The sequence below is a fragment of the Micrococcus sp. iso_239 genome, from assembly GCF_056173395.1.
Genome location: NZ_CM149672.1, coordinates 910,140 through 927,235 on the forward strand (window position 1 = coordinate 910,140; position 17,096 = coordinate 927,235).

The following is a 17,096-nucleotide window of genomic DNA, read 5'->3' on the forward strand; positions in this document are numbered from 1 at the left end:
GAACGGGGTGTCTCGGCGGCGCGTCCCGTCGGTGGCGCGGGCGGGCCTCAGGCCTCGCCGGCGCGGATGAGCTCGGTGAGCCGCGTCGCGGCGGAGACGACGGCGTCCGCGTGCAGCCGGCCCGGCTGTCGGGAGAGCCGCTCGAGGGGGCCGGAGATCGAGACCGCCGCGATGACGCGGCCGCTGGGACCGCGCACCGGCGCCGACACCGAGGCGACCCCGGGCTCGCGCTCGGCCAGGGACTGGGCCCAGCCGCGCCGCCGCACCGCCGCGAGGACGGTGGGTGTGAACACGGCGCCGGCCAGCCCCTCGACGAGCCGCTCGTGGTCCTCCCAGGCCAGGAGCACCTGCGCGGCGGAGCCGGCCTTCATGGACATGCGAGCGCCCACGGGGATGGTGTCGCGCAGGCCCCAGGGCCGTTCCGCGCTGGCCACGCACACGCGGGAGTCCGCCTGCCGACGGAACACCTGGGCGCTCTCGCCCGTGGCGTCGCGCAGCCACAGCAGCACCGGGCCGGAGGCCGTGGTGAGCCGGTCCTCGCCGGCGGCGGAGGCGAGCTCGGCGAGGCGGGTGCCCAGCACGTAGCGGCCCTGCAGGTCCTTGCCCACCATGCGGTGGTGCGTGAGGGCGGCCGCGAGCCGGTGCAGCGTGGGCCGCGCGATCCCGGTGGCGATGACGAGCTGGGCGAGCGTGGCCGGGCCGGACTCGAGCGCGTCAAGGATCGCCACCGACTTGTCCACCACGCCGACACCGCTGGGATGCCGGTGGAGCGAGGGGCCGATGAGGTCGTCCTCGGTGGGCGGGCGCACGGGCTCGGTGGTCATGGGGTGATCGTAGTCGTCTCACTGCTCGGACGGACCGGGGCTGTCGGTGTGCGTCGCATGTGACCGCGCCGGCCAGCGCCGGGTCCGGCATATGAGACGAAATCTCACGATATGGAATATCGCGCCGCGTGGTCGAGAACGGCCGCGCCGCGCCCCACAGTGGTCCGTGAGCACCGGCGCCCCGCGCCGGGCGACGACCGACAGGTGCGTGAGCAGGAAGGTGCGGCATATGACGACGGCGACGACGCGGCCCAGGACGCTGGCCGAGAAGGTCTGGGACGAGCACGTGGTGGTGCGTGGCGAGGGCGAGGGCGCCTCCCGCACCCCCGACCTGCTCTACATCGACCTGCACCTCGTGCACGAGGTGACGAGCCCGCAGGCCTTCGAGGGGCTGCGTCTGGCCGGGCGTCCGGTGCGTCGGCCCGACCTGACCATCGCCACGGAGGACCACAACACCCCGACGCTGGACATCGACCAGCCGATCGCGGATCCCACCTCGCGCACCCAGATCGAGACCCTGCGGGCCAACTGCGCCGAGTTCGGTGTGCGCCTGCACCCGTTGGGCGACGCCGAGCAGGGCATCGTCCACGTCGTCGGCCCCCAGCTGGGCCTGACCCAGCCCGGCCTCACCGTGGTCTGCGGCGACTCCCACACCTCCACCCACGGTGCGTTCGGCGCCCTGGCGTTCGGCATCGGCACGTCCGAGGTCGAGCACGTCCTGGCCACCCAGACCCTGCCGCTGAAGCCCTTCAAGACCATGGCGGTCACCGTGGACGGCACGCTGCGCCCGGGTGTGACGGCCAAGGACATCATCCTCGCGGTCATCGCGAAGATCGGCACGGGCGGGGGCCAGGGCTTCGTGCTCGAGTACCGCGGTGAGGCCATCCGGAACCTCTCCATGGAGGGCCGGATGACCATCTGCAACATGTCCATCGAGGCCGGCGCCCGCGCCGGCATGGTCGCCCCGGACGAGACCACCTTCGCCTACCTGAAGGGACGGCCCCATGCCCCCGAGGGCGCCGACTGGGACGCCGCCGTCGAGCACTGGCGCACCCTCGCCACGGACGAGGGGGCGGAGTTCGACGCCGAGGTGGTCATCGACGCGGACACGCTGGAGCCGTTCGTCACGTGGGGCACCAACCCGGGGCAGGGCGTGAGCCTGAACGACACCGTCCCCGCGCCCGAGGACTTCGCCGACCCGGTGGCCCAGGAGGCGGCCCGCAAGGCGCTGTCCTACATGGACCTGGCCCCCGGGACCCCGATGAAGCAGGTCGAGGTCGACACCGTGTTCATGGGCTCGTGCACCAACTCCCGCATCGAGGACCTGCGGGCGTTCGCCGAGGTCGTCCGGGGCCGGCGCAAGGCCGAGGGGCTGCGCGTCATGGTCGTGCCGGGCTCGGCGCGCGTGCGTCTGCAGGCCATGGACGAGGGCCTGGACAGGGTGTTCGAGGACTTCGGGGCCGAGTGGCGGTTCGCCGGCTGCTCCATGTGCCTGGGCATGAACCCGGACCAGCTCTCCCCGGGGGAGCGCTGTGCGTCCACCTCGAACCGCAACTTCGAGGGCCGGCAGGGCAAGGGCGGGCGCACCCACCTGGTGTCCCCGGTGGTCGCCGCGGCCACCGCCGTGCTGGGCCGCCTCGCCAGCCCGTCCGACCTGCCCGCCCTCACCCCCCAGGAGGCCTGAGCCATGGAGAAGTTCACCACCCACACCGGCGTCGGCGTGCCGCTGCGCGCCTCGAACGTGGACACGGACCAGATCATCCCGGCCGTGTACCTCAAGCGGATCTCCCGCACGGGCTTCGAGGACGCCCTGTTCGCCGGCTGGCGCCAGGACCCCGACTTCATCCTGAACACCGAGCCGTTCAGCGGGGGCACCGTGCTCGTGGCGGGCTCGGACTTCGGCACCGGCTCCTCGCGCGAACACGCCGTGTGGGCGCTCAAGGACTACGGCTTCCGCGCCGTGATCTCCCCGCGCTTCGCGGACATCTTCCGCGGCAACTCCGCCAAGCAGGGGCTCGTCGCGGCCCAGGTGGAGCAGGAGGACGTCGAGCGCATCTGGAAGGAGCTGGAGAACCGTCCCGGGACCCCGGTCACCGTGGACCTCGTCACACGCACCGTCGAGTGCGGGGATGTGACCGCCCCGTTCCAGATCGACGACGACACCCGTCACCGGCTGCTCGAGGGCCTGGACGACATCGCCGTCACCCTGGGGCACCAGGCCGAGATCGACGCCTACGAGGCGGACCGCCCCGCGTACAAGCCCACCACCCTGCCGGCCCGCACGGCCGGCTGACCGGCCACCGCCGGGGGCGCACCATTGCCGCGCGTGCCCGGCGACGCCCTATGCTGGGAGGCGATTCCGGGACCGCCCGCCGCACACGGCGGGCGGTCCCGTTCAGAGACCTCCCCGCTCCGGCGGAGTGGCCGAGACCGTGGCCCTGCGGCCGCGCTGAGGAAGGACGCGCATGGCGAAGCTCTTGACCATCCATGGCGGCAAGCCGCTGACCGGTGAGGTGACCGTGCGCGGCGCCAAGAACCTGGTGCCCAAGGCCATGGTGGCCGCCCTGCTCGGCAACTCGCCGTCCGTGCTCCGGAACATCCCCGAGATCAAGGACGTGGACGTCGTCAGCTCCCTCCTCGAGATCCACGGCGTGTCCGTGGAGTGGGACAAGGAGACCGGGCGGATCACGATGGACCCGGCCGGGGTGAAGTCGGCCCTGACCGCCGAGATCGACGCCCACGCCGGCGACTCGCGCATCCCGATCCTCTTCTGCGGCCCGCTCATGCACGCGATCGGGGAGGCCTTCATCCCCGACCTCGGCGGCTGCAAGATCGGCGACCGCCCGATCGACTACCACCTGGCCGTGCTGCGCAACTTCGGCGCCGTCGTGGACAAGCGCCCGGGCGGCATCTCCATCTCCGCCCCCAAGGGCCTGCACGGCGCCAAGCTCGAGCTGCCGTACCCCTCCGTCGGCGCCACCGAGCAGGTGCTGCTGACCGCCGTGAAGGCCGAGGGCATCACCGAGCTCAAGGGCGCCGCCGTCGAGCCGGAGATCCACGACCTCATCGCCGTCCTGCAGAAGATGGGCGCGATCATCACCGTGCAGACGGACCGCACCATCCGCATCGAGGGCGTGAGCGAGATGCGCGGCTACAACCACATCGCGCTGCCCGACCGCAACGAGTCCGCCTCGTGGGCCTCCGCCGCCCTGGCCACCCGCGGGGACATCTACGTCCGCGGCGCCGAGCAGCGCGACCTGACGGCGTTCCTGAACACCTACCGCAAGATCGGCGGCGAGTTCGACGTCGTCGACGACGGCATCCGGTTCTGGCACGCCGGCGGCGATCTCAACCCGCTCGTGCTCGAGACGGACGTGCACCCCGGCTTCATGACCGACTGGCAGCAGCCCCTCGTGGTGGCGCTGACCCAGGCCAAGGGGGTCTCCATCGTGCACGAGACCGTGTACGAGAACCGCTTCGGCTTCACCGACGCCCTCGTGCGGATGGGCGCCTCCATCCAGCTGCACCGCGAGTGCCTCGGCTCCGTGCCGTGCCGCTTCGGCCAGCGCAACTTCCTGCACTCGGCCGTGATCTCCGGCCCGACGCCGCTGCACGGCGTCGAGTTCGACATCCCGGACCTGCGCGGCGGCTTCTCCCACCTGATCGCCGCCCTCACCGCCGAGGGCACCTCCACGGCGACGGGCCTGGAGATCATCAACCGCGGCTACGAGCACTTCATGGCGAAGCTCGAGGGCCTCGGCGCCGACGTCGAGCTGACCGAACGCGACCGGTGAGCGGCGTGGACGCGCAGAGCCCTGCCGCCGCGGGGGGTCGTCCGACGCGTGCCGCGCGGGCCCCCTACGTGATCCCGGGGGTGATCGTGCGACCGGCGATGCGGGCCCTCGTCCGCCAGGTGTGGGAGGGGACCGAGCACCTGCCCGAGACCGGCGCGATCCTCGCCGTCAACCACATCTCGGAGGTGGACCCGCTCTCCGTGGCCCACATGGTCTACAACCAGGGCCTGCTGCCGACCTTCCTCGCCAAGGCCGAGCTCTGGAAGGTGCCCGTGCTCAAGCAGGTCCTCGAGGCCACCCGCATGATCCCGGTCGAGCGCACCCGCGACGGCGGCCGCTCGCTCGCCGCCGCCCGCGAGGCCGTCGCCACGGGCCGGGCGATCATCGTCTACCCGGAGGGCACCGTCACCCGCGATCCCGACGGCTGGCCCATGGCCGGGCGCAACGGGGCCGTGCGCCTCGCCCTGCAGACCGGCGCCCCGCTCATCCCCGTCGGTCAGTGGGGCATCCAAAAGCTGCTGCCGTACGGCGGCCGCTCCCTCCGCGTCCTCCCGCGCAAGACCGCCCGGATCCGGGTCGGCGCGCCCGTCGACCTCGCGGACCTGCGGGACCGCCCCGTGACGGCGGCGACCCTGCGCGAGGGCACCGGCCGCATGATGGCCGCGATCACCGACCTGGTCGCCGAGCTGCGCGGAGAACCGGCCCCGGAGGGCCGCTGGGATCCCACGACCGGAGCGCGGGTGACCGGGGCATGAGCGATCCGCGCACCGTCGCCGTCCTCGGGGCCGGCAGCTGGGGGTCGGCCTTCGCCCGCGTCCTGGGCCTGAGCACCAGCCCCGAGTCCGCCCGCGCGTCCGAGATCGTGATGTGGTCCCGGCGGGCCGAGGTCGCCGAGGCCATCACCGAGCGACACGAGAACCCCGAGTACCTGCCCGGCATCACCCTGCCCACCTGCGTGCGCGCCGTCACCGACGCCGCCGAGGCGGTCCGGGGCGCCGGCGTCGTGGTGGTGGCCGTGCCCGCGCAGCACGTGCGCGAGACGCTGCGCACCGTGCGCGCCGACCTGGCCCCGGACGCCGTCGTGGTCTCCCTCGTCAAGGGCCTCGAGCGCGGCACCGACGCGCGGATGTCGCAGGTCTGCGCGGAGGAGCTGGGCCTCAGCCCGGACCGGTTCGCGGTGGTCTCCGGACCCAACCTCGCCCTCGAGATCGCGCGCGGCGAGCCCACCGCCACGGTGGTCGCCTCGGCCTCGCGCGCGACGGCGGAGCGCATCGCCGCCCTCACGGCCGGCCGGACCTTCCGGCCTTACACGAACACGGACGTCGTGGGCGTGGAGATCGGCGGCGTGGTGAAGAACGTCATCGCGCTCGCCGTGGGCATCTGCGACGGGCAGGGGCTGGGGGACAACTCCAAGGCCTCCGTCATCACCCGGGGCCTGGCCGAGACCACCCGGCTGGCCGTCGCGCTCGGCGGCGACCCGGCCACCATGGCCGGGCTCGCCGGCCTGGGCGACCTCGTGGCCACGTGCGCCTCGCCCCTCTCCCGCAACCGCACGGCCGGCCGCCACATCGGCACCGGCCTCAGCGCGGAGGAGGCGGTGGCCGCCATGAGCCAGACGGCCGAGGGCATCAAGTCCGTCTCCGCCATCGTGCACGCCGCCCGCGCCCACGGTGTGGAGATGCCCATCAGCGAGCTGATGGACCGGGTGGTCGCCGGGGACGTGGCCGTGGACCGCCTCGCCGAGCTGCTGCTCGCCCGTGACCTGAAGTCGGAAGGACGCACCGCATGACCGCCACCCCCGCCCCGGAGGCCGCCGCCGACGCGCGTCCCCGCGTGCTCCTGCTCTTCGGCGGGCGCTCGAGCGAGCACCCCATCAGCTGCGTGACCGCGGCGGGCGTGCTGCACGCGGCCGACCGTCAGCGCTGGGACGTCGTGCCGGTGGGTGTGGCCCGCTCCGGCCTGTGGTCGCACGACGAGCTGGACGTGGCCTCGTTCCGCCTGGACGGCGACGCCCTGCCGGAGGTGCCGGAGCCCGAGGCCCCGGTGAGCCTGCGCGCCCTGCCGGACGGCACCGTCGAGCTGACCGCGGCCGACGGCTCCTCGCTGGGCCCGGTGGACGTCGTGTTCCCGCTGCTGCACGGCCCCTGGGGTGAGGACGGCACTCTCCAGGGCATGTTCGAGTCGCTGGGTCTGCCCTACGTGGGCTGCGGCGTGCTCGCCTCCGCGGTCGGCATGGACAAGCACTTCATGAAGGTCGCCTTCCAGGCCGCCGGCCTCGAGGTCGGCCCGTGGGAGACCATCACCGCCCGCGACTGGGCGCGCGATCCGGAGGCAGCCCTCGCCCGCGCCGGGGCGCTCGCCTACCCGCTGTTCGTCAAGCCCGCCCGCGCCGGCTCGTCCTTCGGCATCACCCGCGTCACCGAGCCCGCGGGTCTGCGCGCCGCCGTCGAGGAGGCCCGGCGCTTCGACCCCAAGGTCGTGGTGGAGGCGGGCATCGTCGGCCGCGAGATCGAGTGCGCCGTCCTCGACGGGCACGGCGCCGCCGCCCCGCGCGCCTCGCTGCCGGGGGAGATCGTCGTGGCCCACGACGAGGGCGAGACGCAGTTCTACGACTTCGAGTCGAAGTACCAGGACACCGGCACCACCCAGCTGTCCTGCCCGGCCGAGCTGCCGGAGGAGGAGATCGAGCGGCTGCGCGCCCTGGCGATCCGCGCCTTCGAGGCCGTGGACGGATCCGGCCTGGGCCGCTGCGACTTCTTCTTCACCCCGGACGGGCGGTGGGTGGTCAACGAGATCAACACCATGCCGGGCTTCACGCCCATCAGCATGTACCCGGCCATGTGGGAGCGGACGGGCCTGTCCTACGACGATCTGATCTCGGAGCTGCTGGACCTCGCCCTCGAGCGGGGCGTCGGCCTGCACTGACGCGGCTCGCGGCCGGCCCGCGTCGGTCTCAGCCGACGGGTGTGGCGTCCTGCACGCCGACGCAGCCGCCGCTGGGCTCGATCTGCGCGACCGCCGAGGACAGGCCCACCATCACGGTGTCCGAGCTGGCCTGGTCCTTGCCGAACAGCACCTCCACGGCCGGGTCACGGCCGTAGGTGGTGATCCGCCAGTTCTCGTCCTCGTCCCGGACGACCCAGTCGATCCCGTCCACGGAGATGCAGCGGTCCGTGGTGGGGCCGGGGACCTCGGCGCCGCAGCGCAGGACGACGGCGGCCGGGTCACCCCACACGGCCGTCGCCTGGCTGTCGGTGGGGCGCAGGTCGAGGTCGCCCAGGGCGTCGGGCATGGCCACCATGGCCGGGGCACACGCCGGGTCAGCGGCGTGGGGCGCGGCCTCCACCGTGGCCACCCGTCCGGTGCAGGCCGTGGCGCCGAGGGCGATCGCGGTCAGGAGGGGCACGAGACGACGCAGACGGCGGGATTCCATCCGCCCAGGATACGCGCGGCGCCGGGACCCGCGGGGGCCCGTGCCCTAGCATGGGCGAGACCGTTCCCCTCCCCGCCTCAGGAGCCCACGTGAGCAGCACCGCGGACCCCCGCCCCCGCCCCCCGCAGGAGGACGTCGCCGTCGGGCGGCGCCGCCGTCGTCGCCGCCCGTGGCTGATCGCCCTGGCGGTCGTGCTCGTGGCACTGCTGGCCGTGGGCATCGCGGCGGCGGTGTACGTCGGCGGGATCGCCCGGACCATCGACCAGGACACCCAGCGCTTCGACGGCGGCGCGTTCCCCGCCGAGTCGGGCCGCCCGGGCGCCGCGGGGGCGTCCGCCCAGCAGCCCACCGCGCCGCCGCCCGGCATGGACGCGGAACAGGCCGCCGAGGGCGCCCGGGGCCCCGTCGCCCCGGGCGCGGACGAGAAGGCGGACGAGCAGGCCCTCGACGTGCTGCTCGTCGGCGAGGACGCGGGCGCGGAGGGCCGTGACTCCGCCGGCCGATCGGACACCCTCATGTGGGTCCACGTGCCCGGGGACCGCAGCGAGATCCAGGTCATGTCCATCATGCGTGACATGTGGGTGCCGATCCCGGGGCACGGGGACCACAAGGTCAACGCCGCCTACCAGTACGGCGGCATCCCGCTGACGGTGGCCACCGCGGAGAACATGTTCCAGGCACGCGTGGACCACGTGATCGCCGTGGACCTCGCCGGCTTCAAGGGCCTCGTGGACGCCCTGGGCGGCGTCAGCGTGGACAACCCTGCCGCCTTCGTCTCGACCGGCGGCATCGACTTCCCCGCGGGCACCGTGCAGATGGACGGGGACAAGGCCCTGGCCTACGCGCGGGAACGGTACAACCTGCCGCGCAGCGACTTCGACCGCGTGGAGAACCAGCAGCGCCTGGTCAAGGCCATCGTGGCCGCGTTCCTCTCCCGCGACACCCTCTCGGACCCGAGCCGCGTGCAGGCCGCCGTCGAGGAGTTCGCCCCCTTCCTGACCCTCGACGACGACCTCGACTCCGGCACCCTCGCGAACCTGGCGTGGTCCCTGCGCGACGCGCGCGACGCCCCGATCGTGACCAGCACGGTGCCGTCCGTGGGCGTGGGTTATACGGACACCGGCGAGGACGTCGTGTGGCCGGACTGGGCGGCGATCGCCCGCCTGGGCGAGGGCATCCGCACCGGCACCCTGGGGGAGGCCGTCGCGCAGTGAGCACGCCGTCCCGGCCGTCACTGGTACGGCACTGGCTCGCGCTCGCGGAGGAGCTCGTGGGCCGGGCCGCGCCGCGACTCGACGCCCTGAACCTCTTCCCGGTCCCGGACGCGGACACGGGCACGAACATGCTCGCTACGCTGACGGCGGCCCGCACCGCGGCCGACGCCTGCCCCGCACAGGACGACGTCGGCGCCGTGCTCGCGCACGCGGGCGCGGCCGCGCTGGACTCGGCCCGGGGCAACTCGGGCATGCTGCTCGCGGTCAGCCTGGCGGGGATGGCCGAGCCCCTGCGCGGCCGGGAGCGTGTCGACGCGTTCGCCCTGGCGGCGGCGTTCGGAGCCGCCGACCGGGCCGCCCGGCAGGCCCTGTCGGATCCGCGCGAGGGGACGATCCTCACGGTGCTCTCCGCGGCCGCCCGCAGCCTCGCGCGCTCGTCCACCCAGGCTCCCGACACGCCCGCGGTGGCCGGGGACGCGGACCCGGCCGTGCGCCTCGGCCCGGCCGTGACCGTCATGCTGGCCGACTGCGTGCAGGCCGTGGAGGAGACCGAGTCGTTGCTCGCCCCGCTGACCCGGGCGCACGTCGTGGACGCCGGTGCCGTCGGGCTGCTCTGGGTGTTCGAGGCGCTGCGCTCCGTCGTGACGGGCACGCCCGTGGACGAGGAGCTGGCCACCGCCCTCCCCGGCTACGTCGAGGGCGCCCACGCCGCGGAGGCCGAGCCCGCCGCCGCGGCGGAGGCGTCGGCCGAGGGGGCCGTCGAGGTGATGGGCACCCTGGCCCTCACCCCGCTCGCCGCGGCCGAGCTGCGCCGACGGCTGACGGAGGTGGGGGACGCCGTGATCCTGGCCCCCGTCGGGACCGCCCGTGACGCGCACGGCCGGGTGCCGTGGCGGGTCCACGTGCACGTGCCCCGCGCCGAGGACGCGATCGGCCCCCTGCGGGCCGCCGGCGACGTCGAGGGCCTGGCCGTCACCGACCTGGCCGAGCCGTCGCAGGCAGACGCCGCACCGGACGGGTGCCATGGCCGCTGAGGCCCCCGTCACCGACCTGCCCCTGTCCGAGGTGCTGGGCGGGAAGCTGCCCGCCCGCCTCGAGAAGGAGCTCGGGCTGACCACGGTCGGGGACCTGCTGGACCACGTGCCGCGCCGCTGGATCGAGCGCGGCGAGCTCACTCCCATCGCCGCGTTGCCCTACGACGCCGAGGTGACCGTCGTCGCCGTCGTGGAGTCGGTGACCACACGGCGCATGCACAGCCGGCCCGGGTTCATCGTGGACGTCACCGTCGCGGACCCGTCCGTGGCCGGCGTGCCGGGGGCGAGCCTGTCCATGGCCTTCTTCAACGGCCACGACGCCCGCCGCCGCCTCGCCCCCGGGATGACCGCCATGTTCCAGGGCCGCACCACCGAGTACCGCGGCCGGATCACGCTGAACAACCCGGACTTCGCCCTTCTGGACGACGACGTCGCCCCGGGGGAGGTGGACGTGCGACCGGTCCCGCTCTACCGGGCCACGGGGAAGCTGCCGTCGTGGACGGTCCGCTCCGCCGTCGCCCGGGTGCTCGAGACGGTCGACCTGGGACGGATCCCCGAGCTGCTCACCGAGCGGATCCGCGCGGAGGCCGCCGCGGCGCTCGACCTGGACGCGCCGCTGCCGGGCACCGCCCAGGCGTACCGGGACCTGCACGCCCCGCACGACGTCGCCGCCACCGGCCCGGCGCGGACCGCGCTCGCCCTGCGTGAGGCGCTGCTCGTCCAGGCCGCGCTCGCCTGGCGCCGGGACCGGGAGCGGGCGGTGCCCGCCGTGCCCCGCCCGCCGCGGCCCGGGGGCCTGCTCGAGGCCCTCGACGCCCGTCTGCCGTTCGCGCTGACGCCCGGCCAGGTGGCGGTGGGGGAGCAGCTGTCCGCCGAGCTGGCCCGGGACGCCCCGATGAGCCGGCTGCTGCAGGGGGACGTGGGCGCGGGCAAGACGCTCGTCGCCCTGCGGGCGATGCTGCAGGTCGTGGACGCCGGCGGCCAGGCTGCCCTGGTGGCGCCCACCGAGGTGCTCGCCGCGCAGCACCACCGCGCCCTGCTGCGCCTGATGGGCCCCCTCGCCGAGGCCGGCACCCTCGGGGCCGGCGACGGCCCGGCCACGAGGGTCGCGCTGGTCACCGGCTCGCTCAAGACCGCCGCACGCCGCGAGGCGCTGCTGGCCCTGGCCTCCGGCGAGGCCGGGATCGCCGTGGGGACGCACGCCCTGCTCTCCGAGAAGGTGGGCTTCGCCGAGCTGGCCCTGGCCGTCGTCGACGAGCAGCACCGCTTCGGCGTGGACCAGCGCGAGGCCCTGCGGCGGGCCAACCCCGGCACGCACCTGCTCGTCATGTCCGCCACGCCCATCCCGCGCTCCGTGGCGATGACGGTGTTCGGCGACCTGGACCTCTCGGTGCTCGAGGGGCTGCCGTCCGGGCGTCAGCCGGTCACCACGCACGTGGCGCGGATGGCCCACGGCCCGCGCGTGATCGGCCGGGTGTGGGAGCTGATCGCCGAGCACGTGGCGGCCGGCCACCAGGCGTTCGTGGTGTGCCCGCGCATCGACCCCGACGACGCCGACCCGGGTCACGCCAACGTGGAGGAGATGACACCCCGGCTGCGGGGTCTCCCGGCGCTGGCGGGGCTGCGGATCGACGCCGTGCACGGGCGCATGGACCAGGCCGAGCAGGACGCGGCGATGCAGGCCTTCGCGCGCGGGGAGACGGACGTGCTGGTGGCGACCACCGTCGTGGAGGTGGGCGTGGACGTGCCCAACGCGACGGTCATGGCGATCCTCGACGCCGACGACTTCGGCCTGTCCACCCTGCACCAGCTGCGCGGCCGCGTGGGCCGCGGGCCCGGGGCGGCGGTCTGCCTGCTGGCCACGCGCCTGCCGGACGGGCACCCGTCGCTGCGCCGGCTCGAGGTCCTGGCCCAGGAGCAGGACGGCATGCGCATCGCGCAGGAGGACCTCGCCCAGCGCGGCGTCGGCGACGTGCTCGGCGCCGCCCAGTCCGGGCTGGCCTCGGGGTTGCACCATGTGGACGTCATTGCCGACGCCCCGCTGATCGCCGTGGCCGCCGACGCCGTCGCGCAGGTCATGGCGGCCGGCCCGGGGCTCTCCGCCCACCCGGCGCTCGCCGCCGAGGTGGCCCGCTGGGAGGCCGAGCACCTCACCGCCGCCGACTACCTCGAGAAGGGCTGAGCCATGTCCCGCATCATCGCCGGCGCGGCCGCCGGGCGGCCCCTGACCGCCGTCCCCGGCACCGGCACGCGCCCCACCACGGACCGCACCAAGGAGGCCCTGTTCTCCTGGCTCGAGGCCCGCGACTGGCTGGACGGGACGGCCGTGCTCGACCTCTACGCCGGCTCCGGCGCCCTGGGGTGCGAGGCCGCCAGCCGCGGAGCGGCATCGGTGCTGCTGGTCGAGCGGGACCGGAGGGCCGTGACCACGTGCCGCGCGAACGCCGCGCTGGTCAACCGGGCGCGCGGGGCCGACGTCGTGCGCGTGCGCGCCGGGAGCGTGGAGCAGGCGCTCGCGGCGGAGGCCGCGCCCGTGGACCTGATCCTGGCCGACCCGCCGTACCCGGTGGCCGGCCCCCCGCTCGAGGCCGTGGTGGAGGCGGCGGCCGAGCGGCTCGCCCCGGGCGGGCTGCTCGTGCTCGAGCGGGCGGCCCGGGACGCGGCGCCGCGCCGGCCGCGCGGCCTCGAGGAGGTCGAGGTGCGCGTCTACGGCGAGACCGCCCTGTACCTCTGGCAGGACGAGCGCTGACCCCGCCCACCCGCTTTCGTTCGGGAAACGGCGGCGTCTCGGCCCGTTTTCGTTCGGGAAACGGCGGCGTCTCGTCCCGTTCTCATTGGGGCGACGAGAGGGCGGAACGGACTGTGCTCAGCACCGAACCGCGAGCACGGCGGCCGCCGTTTCCCGAACGCAAGTGCTCCGGGGACCGCCGTTTCCCGAACGAAAATGCTCTGGGGACCGCCGTTTCGTCAACGAAAGCGTCGGGGGTCAGGGCGCGCGCAGCCGTGGGGCCGCATCGGCCAGGCGGCGCATCGCCTCGTCGATCGCATCGGGGGACTTGCAGAACGCCAGCCGCAGCCAGGACCGCAGGTGGCCCCCGTCCGGGCGGCAGAGCGCGCCCACGGGGATGCCCGTGACGCCGGCCTCACGCGTCCACCGCACCGCGGCCTCGGCCGCGTCCGTCACACCCCACGGGGCGAGGTCCACGACGACGAAGTAGCCCGCCGCCGGGACGACCGGGTCCAGGCCCGCCTCGCGCAGGCCCGCCACGAGCCGATCCCGGGCGTCGCGGTACCGCTCGCGCTGGCCGGCGAGGTGCCGCTCGGCGTCGTCGGTGGGCAGGTAGGCACCCAGCGCGCGCTGGAAGGCGGGGCCGGAGGAGTAGGTGAGGAACTGCTTGACGGCGCGCGCGGCCCCGACGAGCTCGGCCGGGCCGGTCAGCCAGCCGACCTTCCACCCGGTGACGGCGAACGCCTTGCCCGCGCTGGAGACCGTCAGGGCGATGTCCTCGGCGCCCGCGACCGAGCGCAGGCTGACGTGCTCGCCCTCGTAGACGAGGTGGTCGTAGACCTCGTCCGAGAGGATCAGCACGCCCCGGGACCGGCACAGGGCCACGAGCTCCTCGAGCAGCTCCCGCGGATAGACCGCACCCGTGGGGTTGTGCGGCGTGTTCACGATGAGCAGGCGCGTGCGGTCGGTCATCGCCGCGGCCACCCGCGCCGGGTCCGGAAGGAAGTCCGGCGCCTCCACCGGCACGCTCACGTGCCGGGCGCCGGCCAGGGCGATCGTGGCGGCGTGCGAGTCGTAGAACGGCTCGACCGTGACGACCTCGTCGCCCGGGCGCACGAACGCCAGGACCGCCGCGGCGATGCCCTCGGTGGCACCCGTGGTGATCATGACCTGCGTGGCGGGGTCCTCCGTCACGCCCCAGTGGCGCCGGCGGTGCTCCGCGACGGCCTGCCGCAGCGCGGGGTCGCCCGTGCCGGGGGCGTACTGGTTGGGGCCCGCCAGCACGGCGTCGGCCGCCAGCCGCAGCAGCGCGTCGGGGCCGTCGGCGTCGGGGAAGCCCTGGCCGAGGTTCACGGCCCCGTGCTCGACGGCGAGGCCCGTCATCGTCTCGAACACGGTGGGCACGGGGCCGACGTCACCGAGCAGGCCCGCGGCCGCCGCCGTGCGACGCCACGGCGCGTCCACGTCGACGTCGTGCCGTGCCGATCCGGGGGTGGGCTGGGTTCCGTCCATGGCCGCACTGTACCCATCGCCGCGGACCGCACACGGCGGCGCATGCCGCGTCCGTCACGACCGCGACGCGCCGGAGCCGGACCGGACGGGCGTCCGTCGCCGCTCGGTGCGGCCCCCGCTAGGCTGGCACCCATGCGTCGTGCCGTCTGCCCTGGTTCGTTCGATCCCCTCCACATGGGGCACGTCGAGGTGATCGCGCGAGCCGCGAACCTCTTCGAGGAGGTGGTGGTCGCCGTGTCCGCCAACCCGGCCAAGACGTACCGCTTCAGCGTGGACGAGCGCATCGCCATGATCGAGGCGACGGTGTCCTCCCTCGCCGGTGTCGCGGTCCGGCCCATGGGCCCGGGCCTGCTGGCCGAGTTCTGTCGGCAGATCGGCGCGGACGCGATCGTCAAGGGGCTGCGCGGCGGCGCCGACCTCGAGTTCGAGGCCCCGATGGCCGCGATGAACCGCCACCTCACCGGGGTCGAGACGGTCTACCTCCCGGCCGACGCCCGGTACACCCACGTGTCCTCCTCGCTCATCAAGGAGGTCCATGGACTCGGCGGCGACGTCGCCGAGTTCGTCCCGGCCGCGGTCCTGCGCGGCCTCGACGGCGGGGCCTGACCCCACCCGGCCCGCCCGCGGGCCACCCCTCCGCTCGTCCCACCGCATCAACCGCAGGAGAACCGCCGATGACCGTCCCGCCCCCCTCCCGCCCCCGCACCCGCAAGGCCGTCATCCCGGCCGCCGGCCTGGGCACCCGCTTCCTGCCGGCCACCAAGGCCATGCCGAAGGAGATGCTGCCGGTGGTGGACCGGCCGGCCATCGAGTACGTGGTGACGGAGGCCCGGCGTGCGGGCCTGGCGGACGTGCTGATGATCACGGGCCGGAACAAGCGGGCCCTCGAGGACCACTTCGACCGCCATCCCGCGCTGGAGGCCGCGCTGGAGCACAAGGGCGACGCCAAGCGGCTCGCGCAGATCCACGAGTCGGACCTGGTGGGGGACATCCACTACGTCCGTCAGGGCGAGGCCCTCGGGCTCGGCCACGCGGTGAACTGCGCACGCCGCCACGTCGGCGAGGAGCCGTTCGCGGTCCTGCTGGGCGATGACATCATCGGCGACGGCGAGGCGCTGCTCGAGCGCATGATCGACGTGCAGCAGCGCCTCGGCGGCTCCGTGATCGCCCTCATGGAGGTGCCGGAGGAGGCCGTCTCGGCCTACGGCGTGGCCGCGGTGGAGGCCGTGCCGGGGGAGGGCGACGACGTCGTCCGCGTCACCGACCTCGTGGAGAAGCCGGCCCGCGAGGACGCCCCCTCCACCCTCGCGATCATCGGCCGCTACGTGCTGGCCCCGCAGGTGTTCGACGTGCTGGACGAGACCCCGCCCGGCCGCGGCGGGGAGATCCAGCTCACCGACGCGTTGCAGAGGCTGGCCACGGAGGACGGTGAGGGTCGCGGCGTGCACGCCGTCGTCTTCGACGGCCGCCGCTACGACACGGGGGACAAGCTCGGCTACCTCCAGGCGGTCATCGAGTTCGGGACGCGGCACGAGGACCTCGGGGCCGACCTGCGCGCCTGGCTCCAGGAGTTCACCGCCGGGCTCTGAGCCGGGCCGGCGACGCGCGGGACGCCGCCGGCTTTGGCCGAGGCGGACCCACCCGGTAGGATGGGCTGTCGGTCCGTCGTGGCTGGACCCGTGTCCAGGCCGCATCGCACCCCCGCAGAGGGCGTGCGGACGGGCCGTGTACCCCCGCCGTCCCACCCGCCGAGAGGAGCGACCATGGACAGCATCCAGCACCACGGCGCCGACTCGCCGTGGGTGATCCCCGTGCGCGATCTGACGCGCGGGGCCGGAGTCCAGCGCGAGCTGACGGCCGAGTGGCCCGCCCCCGCGGGCGTCTCCACGCCGCTGCTGGGGATCCCCGAGGGGGACCCCGTCGAACTGGACCTGCGTCTGGAGTCGGTGCACGAGGGCGTCCTCGTCACCGGCACCGCGGACGCGACCCTGAAGGGCGAGTGCGGCCGTTGCCTGCGCCCGCTGCACGAGGGGATCACCGTGGACCTGCAGGAGCTGTACCTCACCGGCACGTCCGAGGACGACGCCGGCGAGCAGCCGCTCGTGGTGCGCGAGACCGTGGACCTGGAACCCGTGTTCCGGGACGCCGTGGTCATCGCCCTCCCGTTCCAGCCGCTGTGCCGGCCGGACTGCGAGGGCCTGTGCGCCGACTGCGGCATCCGCCTCGAGGACGCGCCCGAGGGGCACGCCCACGAGCGCGTGGACCCGCGCTGGGCCGCCCTGGCCCACCTCGCGGGCACCTCAGAGACCTCCATCACCGAGACAGAAGAGAGATAGTCGTGGCAGTCCCGAAGCGGAAGATGTCCCGTGCCAACACCCGTGCCCGCCGGTCGCAGTGGAAGGCCACCGCGCCCGCCCTGGTGAAGTCCGTCGAGAACGGTCGCGTCTCGTACCGCCTGCCCCACCAGGCCGAGCTGAAGACCGACGCCGCCGGCACCCCCCTGTTCTTCGAGTACAAGGGCCGCAAGGTCGCCGACGCCTGAGATGGCGTCCCCATC

17 protein-coding genes are annotated in these 17,096 nt (G+C 74.5%); 14 read left to right on the forward strand and 3 right to left on the reverse strand.

What is annotated here, in order from left to right; translation table 11 throughout:
* Positions 1 to 47: 47 nt before the first annotated feature.
* Positions 48 to 824 (reverse strand): IclR family transcriptional regulator, encoded by a 777-nt coding sequence (locus AC0VX2_RS04240; protein ID WP_078026043.1) that lies wholly within the window; start codon positions 822 to 824, stop codon positions 48 to 50.
* A 229-nt stretch (positions 825 to 1,053) separates the two neighbouring features.
* Here AC0VX2_RS04240 and leuC point away from each other — a divergent pair, with 229 nt between their 5' ends.
* The 6 genes from leuC to AC0VX2_RS04270 all read left to right on the forward strand — a co-directional run bounded on the left by leuC (position 1,054) and on the right by AC0VX2_RS04270 (position 7,543).
* Complete coding sequence (gene leuC / locus AC0VX2_RS04245; RefSeq protein ID WP_060973445.1) at positions 1,054 to 2,508, forward strand: 3-isopropylmalate dehydratase large subunit; 1,455 nt, start codon at positions 1,054 to 1,056, stop codon at positions 2,506 to 2,508.
* A gap of 3 nt (positions 2,509 to 2,511) precedes the next feature.
* A complete protein-coding gene (leuD, locus tag AC0VX2_RS04250; protein WP_036338085.1) occupies positions 2,512 to 3,117 on the forward strand; it encodes a 3-isopropylmalate dehydratase small subunit in 606 nt (201 codons plus the stop codon).
* Positions 3,118 to 3,289: 172 nt separating this feature from the next.
* Positions 3,290 to 4,618, forward strand: a complete 1,329-nt coding sequence (gene murA, locus AC0VX2_RS04255) for a UDP-N-acetylglucosamine 1-carboxyvinyltransferase (protein WP_002856412.1) — start codon at positions 3,290 to 3,292, stop codon at positions 4,616 to 4,618.
* Between the two features lie 5 nt (positions 4,619 to 4,623).
* Positions 4,624 to 5,373, forward strand: a complete 750-nt coding sequence (locus AC0VX2_RS04260; protein ID WP_251393369.1) for a lysophospholipid acyltransferase family protein — start codon at positions 4,624 to 4,626, stop codon at positions 5,371 to 5,373.
* A complete protein-coding gene (locus tag AC0VX2_RS04265) occupies positions 5,370 to 6,407 on the forward strand; it encodes an NAD(P)H-dependent glycerol-3-phosphate dehydrogenase (RefSeq protein WP_036382068.1) in 1,038 nt (345 codons plus the stop codon). The genes AC0VX2_RS04260 and AC0VX2_RS04265 overlap by 4 nt, the downstream gene beginning before the upstream one ends.
* Positions 6,404 to 7,543 (forward strand): D-alanine--D-alanine ligase family protein, encoded by a 1,140-nt coding sequence (locus AC0VX2_RS04270; protein WP_036382065.1) that lies wholly within the window; start codon positions 6,404 to 6,406, stop codon positions 7,541 to 7,543. Before AC0VX2_RS04265 ends, AC0VX2_RS04270 begins: the two co-directional genes overlap by 4 nt.
* 28 nt (positions 7,544 to 7,571) lie before the next feature.
* Here the strand turns inward: AC0VX2_RS04270 and AC0VX2_RS04275 are convergent, their stop codons facing one another.
* Entirely contained in the window at positions 7,572 to 8,051 is a 480-nt protein-coding gene (locus AC0VX2_RS04275; RefSeq protein WP_036382062.1) for a DUF3515 family protein, read from the reverse strand.
* Positions 8,052 to 8,140: 89 nt separating this feature from the next.
* Between AC0VX2_RS04275 and AC0VX2_RS04280 the strand changes: the two genes are divergently transcribed.
* From AC0VX2_RS04280 to rsmD, 4 genes are read left to right on the forward strand one after another with little or no spacing between them, the layout of a single operon-like run.
* Complete coding sequence (locus AC0VX2_RS04280) at positions 8,141 to 9,265, forward strand: LCP family protein (RefSeq protein ID WP_221846450.1); 1,125 nt, start codon at positions 8,141 to 8,143, stop codon at positions 9,263 to 9,265.
* Positions 9,262 to 10,299, forward strand: coding sequence for a DAK2 domain-containing protein (locus tag AC0VX2_RS04285; RefSeq protein ID WP_475432689.1), 1,038 nt, complete (start codon positions 9,262 to 9,264; stop codon positions 10,297 to 10,299). The genes AC0VX2_RS04280 and AC0VX2_RS04285 overlap by 4 nt, the downstream gene beginning before the upstream one ends.
* Positions 10,289 to 12,481 (forward strand): ATP-dependent DNA helicase RecG, encoded by a 2,193-nt coding sequence (locus AC0VX2_RS04290; RefSeq protein ID WP_036312904.1) that lies wholly within the window; start codon positions 10,289 to 10,291, stop codon positions 12,479 to 12,481. Before AC0VX2_RS04285 ends, AC0VX2_RS04290 begins: the two co-directional genes overlap by 11 nt.
* Before the next feature lie 3 nt (positions 12,482 to 12,484).
* Entirely contained in the window at positions 12,485 to 13,048 is a 564-nt protein-coding gene (gene rsmD, locus AC0VX2_RS04295; RefSeq protein WP_101965541.1) for a 16S rRNA (guanine(966)-N(2))-methyltransferase RsmD, read from the forward strand.
* A gap of 237 nt (positions 13,049 to 13,285) precedes the next feature.
* Here rsmD and AC0VX2_RS04300 read toward each other — a convergent pair whose 3' ends face one another.
* The gene (locus tag AC0VX2_RS04300) at positions 13,286 to 14,539 is read right to left on the reverse strand and encodes an aminotransferase class I/II-fold pyridoxal phosphate-dependent enzyme (protein WP_102708330.1); all 1,254 of its coding nucleotides are present in this window, start codon (positions 14,537 to 14,539) and stop codon (positions 13,286 to 13,288) included.
* A gap of 132 nt (positions 14,540 to 14,671) precedes the next feature.
* On the opposite strand from AC0VX2_RS04300, the gene coaD reads away from it, so the two are divergent.
* The 4 genes from coaD (at position 14,672) to rpmF (ending at position 17,081) form a co-directional block, all read left to right on the forward strand.
* Positions 14,672 to 15,145, forward strand: a complete 474-nt coding sequence (coaD, locus tag AC0VX2_RS04305) for a pantetheine-phosphate adenylyltransferase (RefSeq protein WP_060974363.1) — start codon at positions 14,672 to 14,674, stop codon at positions 15,143 to 15,145.
* 68 nt (positions 15,146 to 15,213) lie between these two features.
* A complete protein-coding gene (gene galU / locus AC0VX2_RS04310; protein WP_102708329.1) occupies positions 15,214 to 16,128 on the forward strand; it encodes a UTP--glucose-1-phosphate uridylyltransferase GalU in 915 nt (304 codons plus the stop codon).
* Positions 16,129 to 16,302: 174 nt separating this feature from the next.
* Positions 16,303 to 16,875, forward strand: a complete 573-nt coding sequence (locus tag AC0VX2_RS04315; protein WP_002856392.1) for a YceD family protein — start codon at positions 16,303 to 16,305, stop codon at positions 16,873 to 16,875.
* A 2-nt stretch (positions 16,876 to 16,877) separates the two neighbouring features.
* Positions 16,878 to 17,081 carry a 50S ribosomal protein L32 gene (gene rpmF, locus AC0VX2_RS04320; RefSeq protein WP_002856390.1) on the forward strand — a complete coding sequence of 68 codons (204 nt, stop codon included), beginning with the start codon at positions 16,878 to 16,880 and terminating at the stop codon, positions 17,079 to 17,081.
* The last annotated feature ends 15 nt before the right edge of the window (positions 17,082 to 17,096 follow it).

What these genes read in the sequence shown, in the direction of transcription:
- AC0VX2_RS04240 (WP_078026043.1), bottom strand. Translation starts at nt 824, where the DNA reads ATGACCACCGAGCCCGTGCGCCCGCCCACCGAGGACGACCTCATCGGC.
- leuC (WP_060973445.1), top strand. Translation starts at nt 1,054, where the DNA reads ATGACGACGGCGACGACGCGGCCCAGGACGCTGGCCGAGAAGGTCTGG.
- leuD (WP_036338085.1), top strand. Translation starts at nt 2,512, where the DNA reads ATGGAGAAGTTCACCACCCACACCGGCGTCGGCGTGCCGCTGCGCGCC.
- murA (WP_002856412.1), top strand. Translation starts at nt 3,290, where the DNA reads ATGGCGAAGCTCTTGACCATCCATGGCGGCAAGCCGCTGACCGGTGAG.
- AC0VX2_RS04265 (WP_036382068.1), top strand. Translation starts at nt 5,370, where the DNA reads ATGAGCGATCCGCGCACCGTCGCCGTCCTCGGGGCCGGCAGCTGGGGG.
- AC0VX2_RS04270 (WP_036382065.1), top strand. Translation starts at nt 6,404, where the DNA reads ATGACCGCCACCCCCGCCCCGGAGGCCGCCGCCGACGCGCGTCCCCGC.
- AC0VX2_RS04275 (WP_036382062.1), bottom strand. Translation starts at nt 8,051, where the DNA reads ATGGAATCCCGCCGTCTGCGTCGTCTCGTGCCCCTCCTGACCGCGATC.
- AC0VX2_RS04290 (WP_036312904.1), top strand. Translation starts at nt 10,289, where the DNA reads ATGGCCGCTGAGGCCCCCGTCACCGACCTGCCCCTGTCCGAGGTGCTG.
- rsmD (WP_101965541.1), top strand. Translation starts at nt 12,485, where the DNA reads ATGTCCCGCATCATCGCCGGCGCGGCCGCCGGGCGGCCCCTGACCGCC.
- AC0VX2_RS04300 (WP_102708330.1), bottom strand. Translation starts at nt 14,539, where the DNA reads ATGGACGGAACCCAGCCCACCCCCGGATCGGCACGGCACGACGTCGAC.
- coaD (WP_060974363.1), top strand. Translation starts at nt 14,672, where the DNA reads ATGCGTCGTGCCGTCTGCCCTGGTTCGTTCGATCCCCTCCACATGGGG.
- galU (WP_102708329.1), top strand. Translation starts at nt 15,214, where the DNA reads ATGACCGTCCCGCCCCCCTCCCGCCCCCGCACCCGCAAGGCCGTCATC.
- AC0VX2_RS04315 (WP_002856392.1), top strand. Translation starts at nt 16,303, where the DNA reads ATGGACAGCATCCAGCACCACGGCGCCGACTCGCCGTGGGTGATCCCC.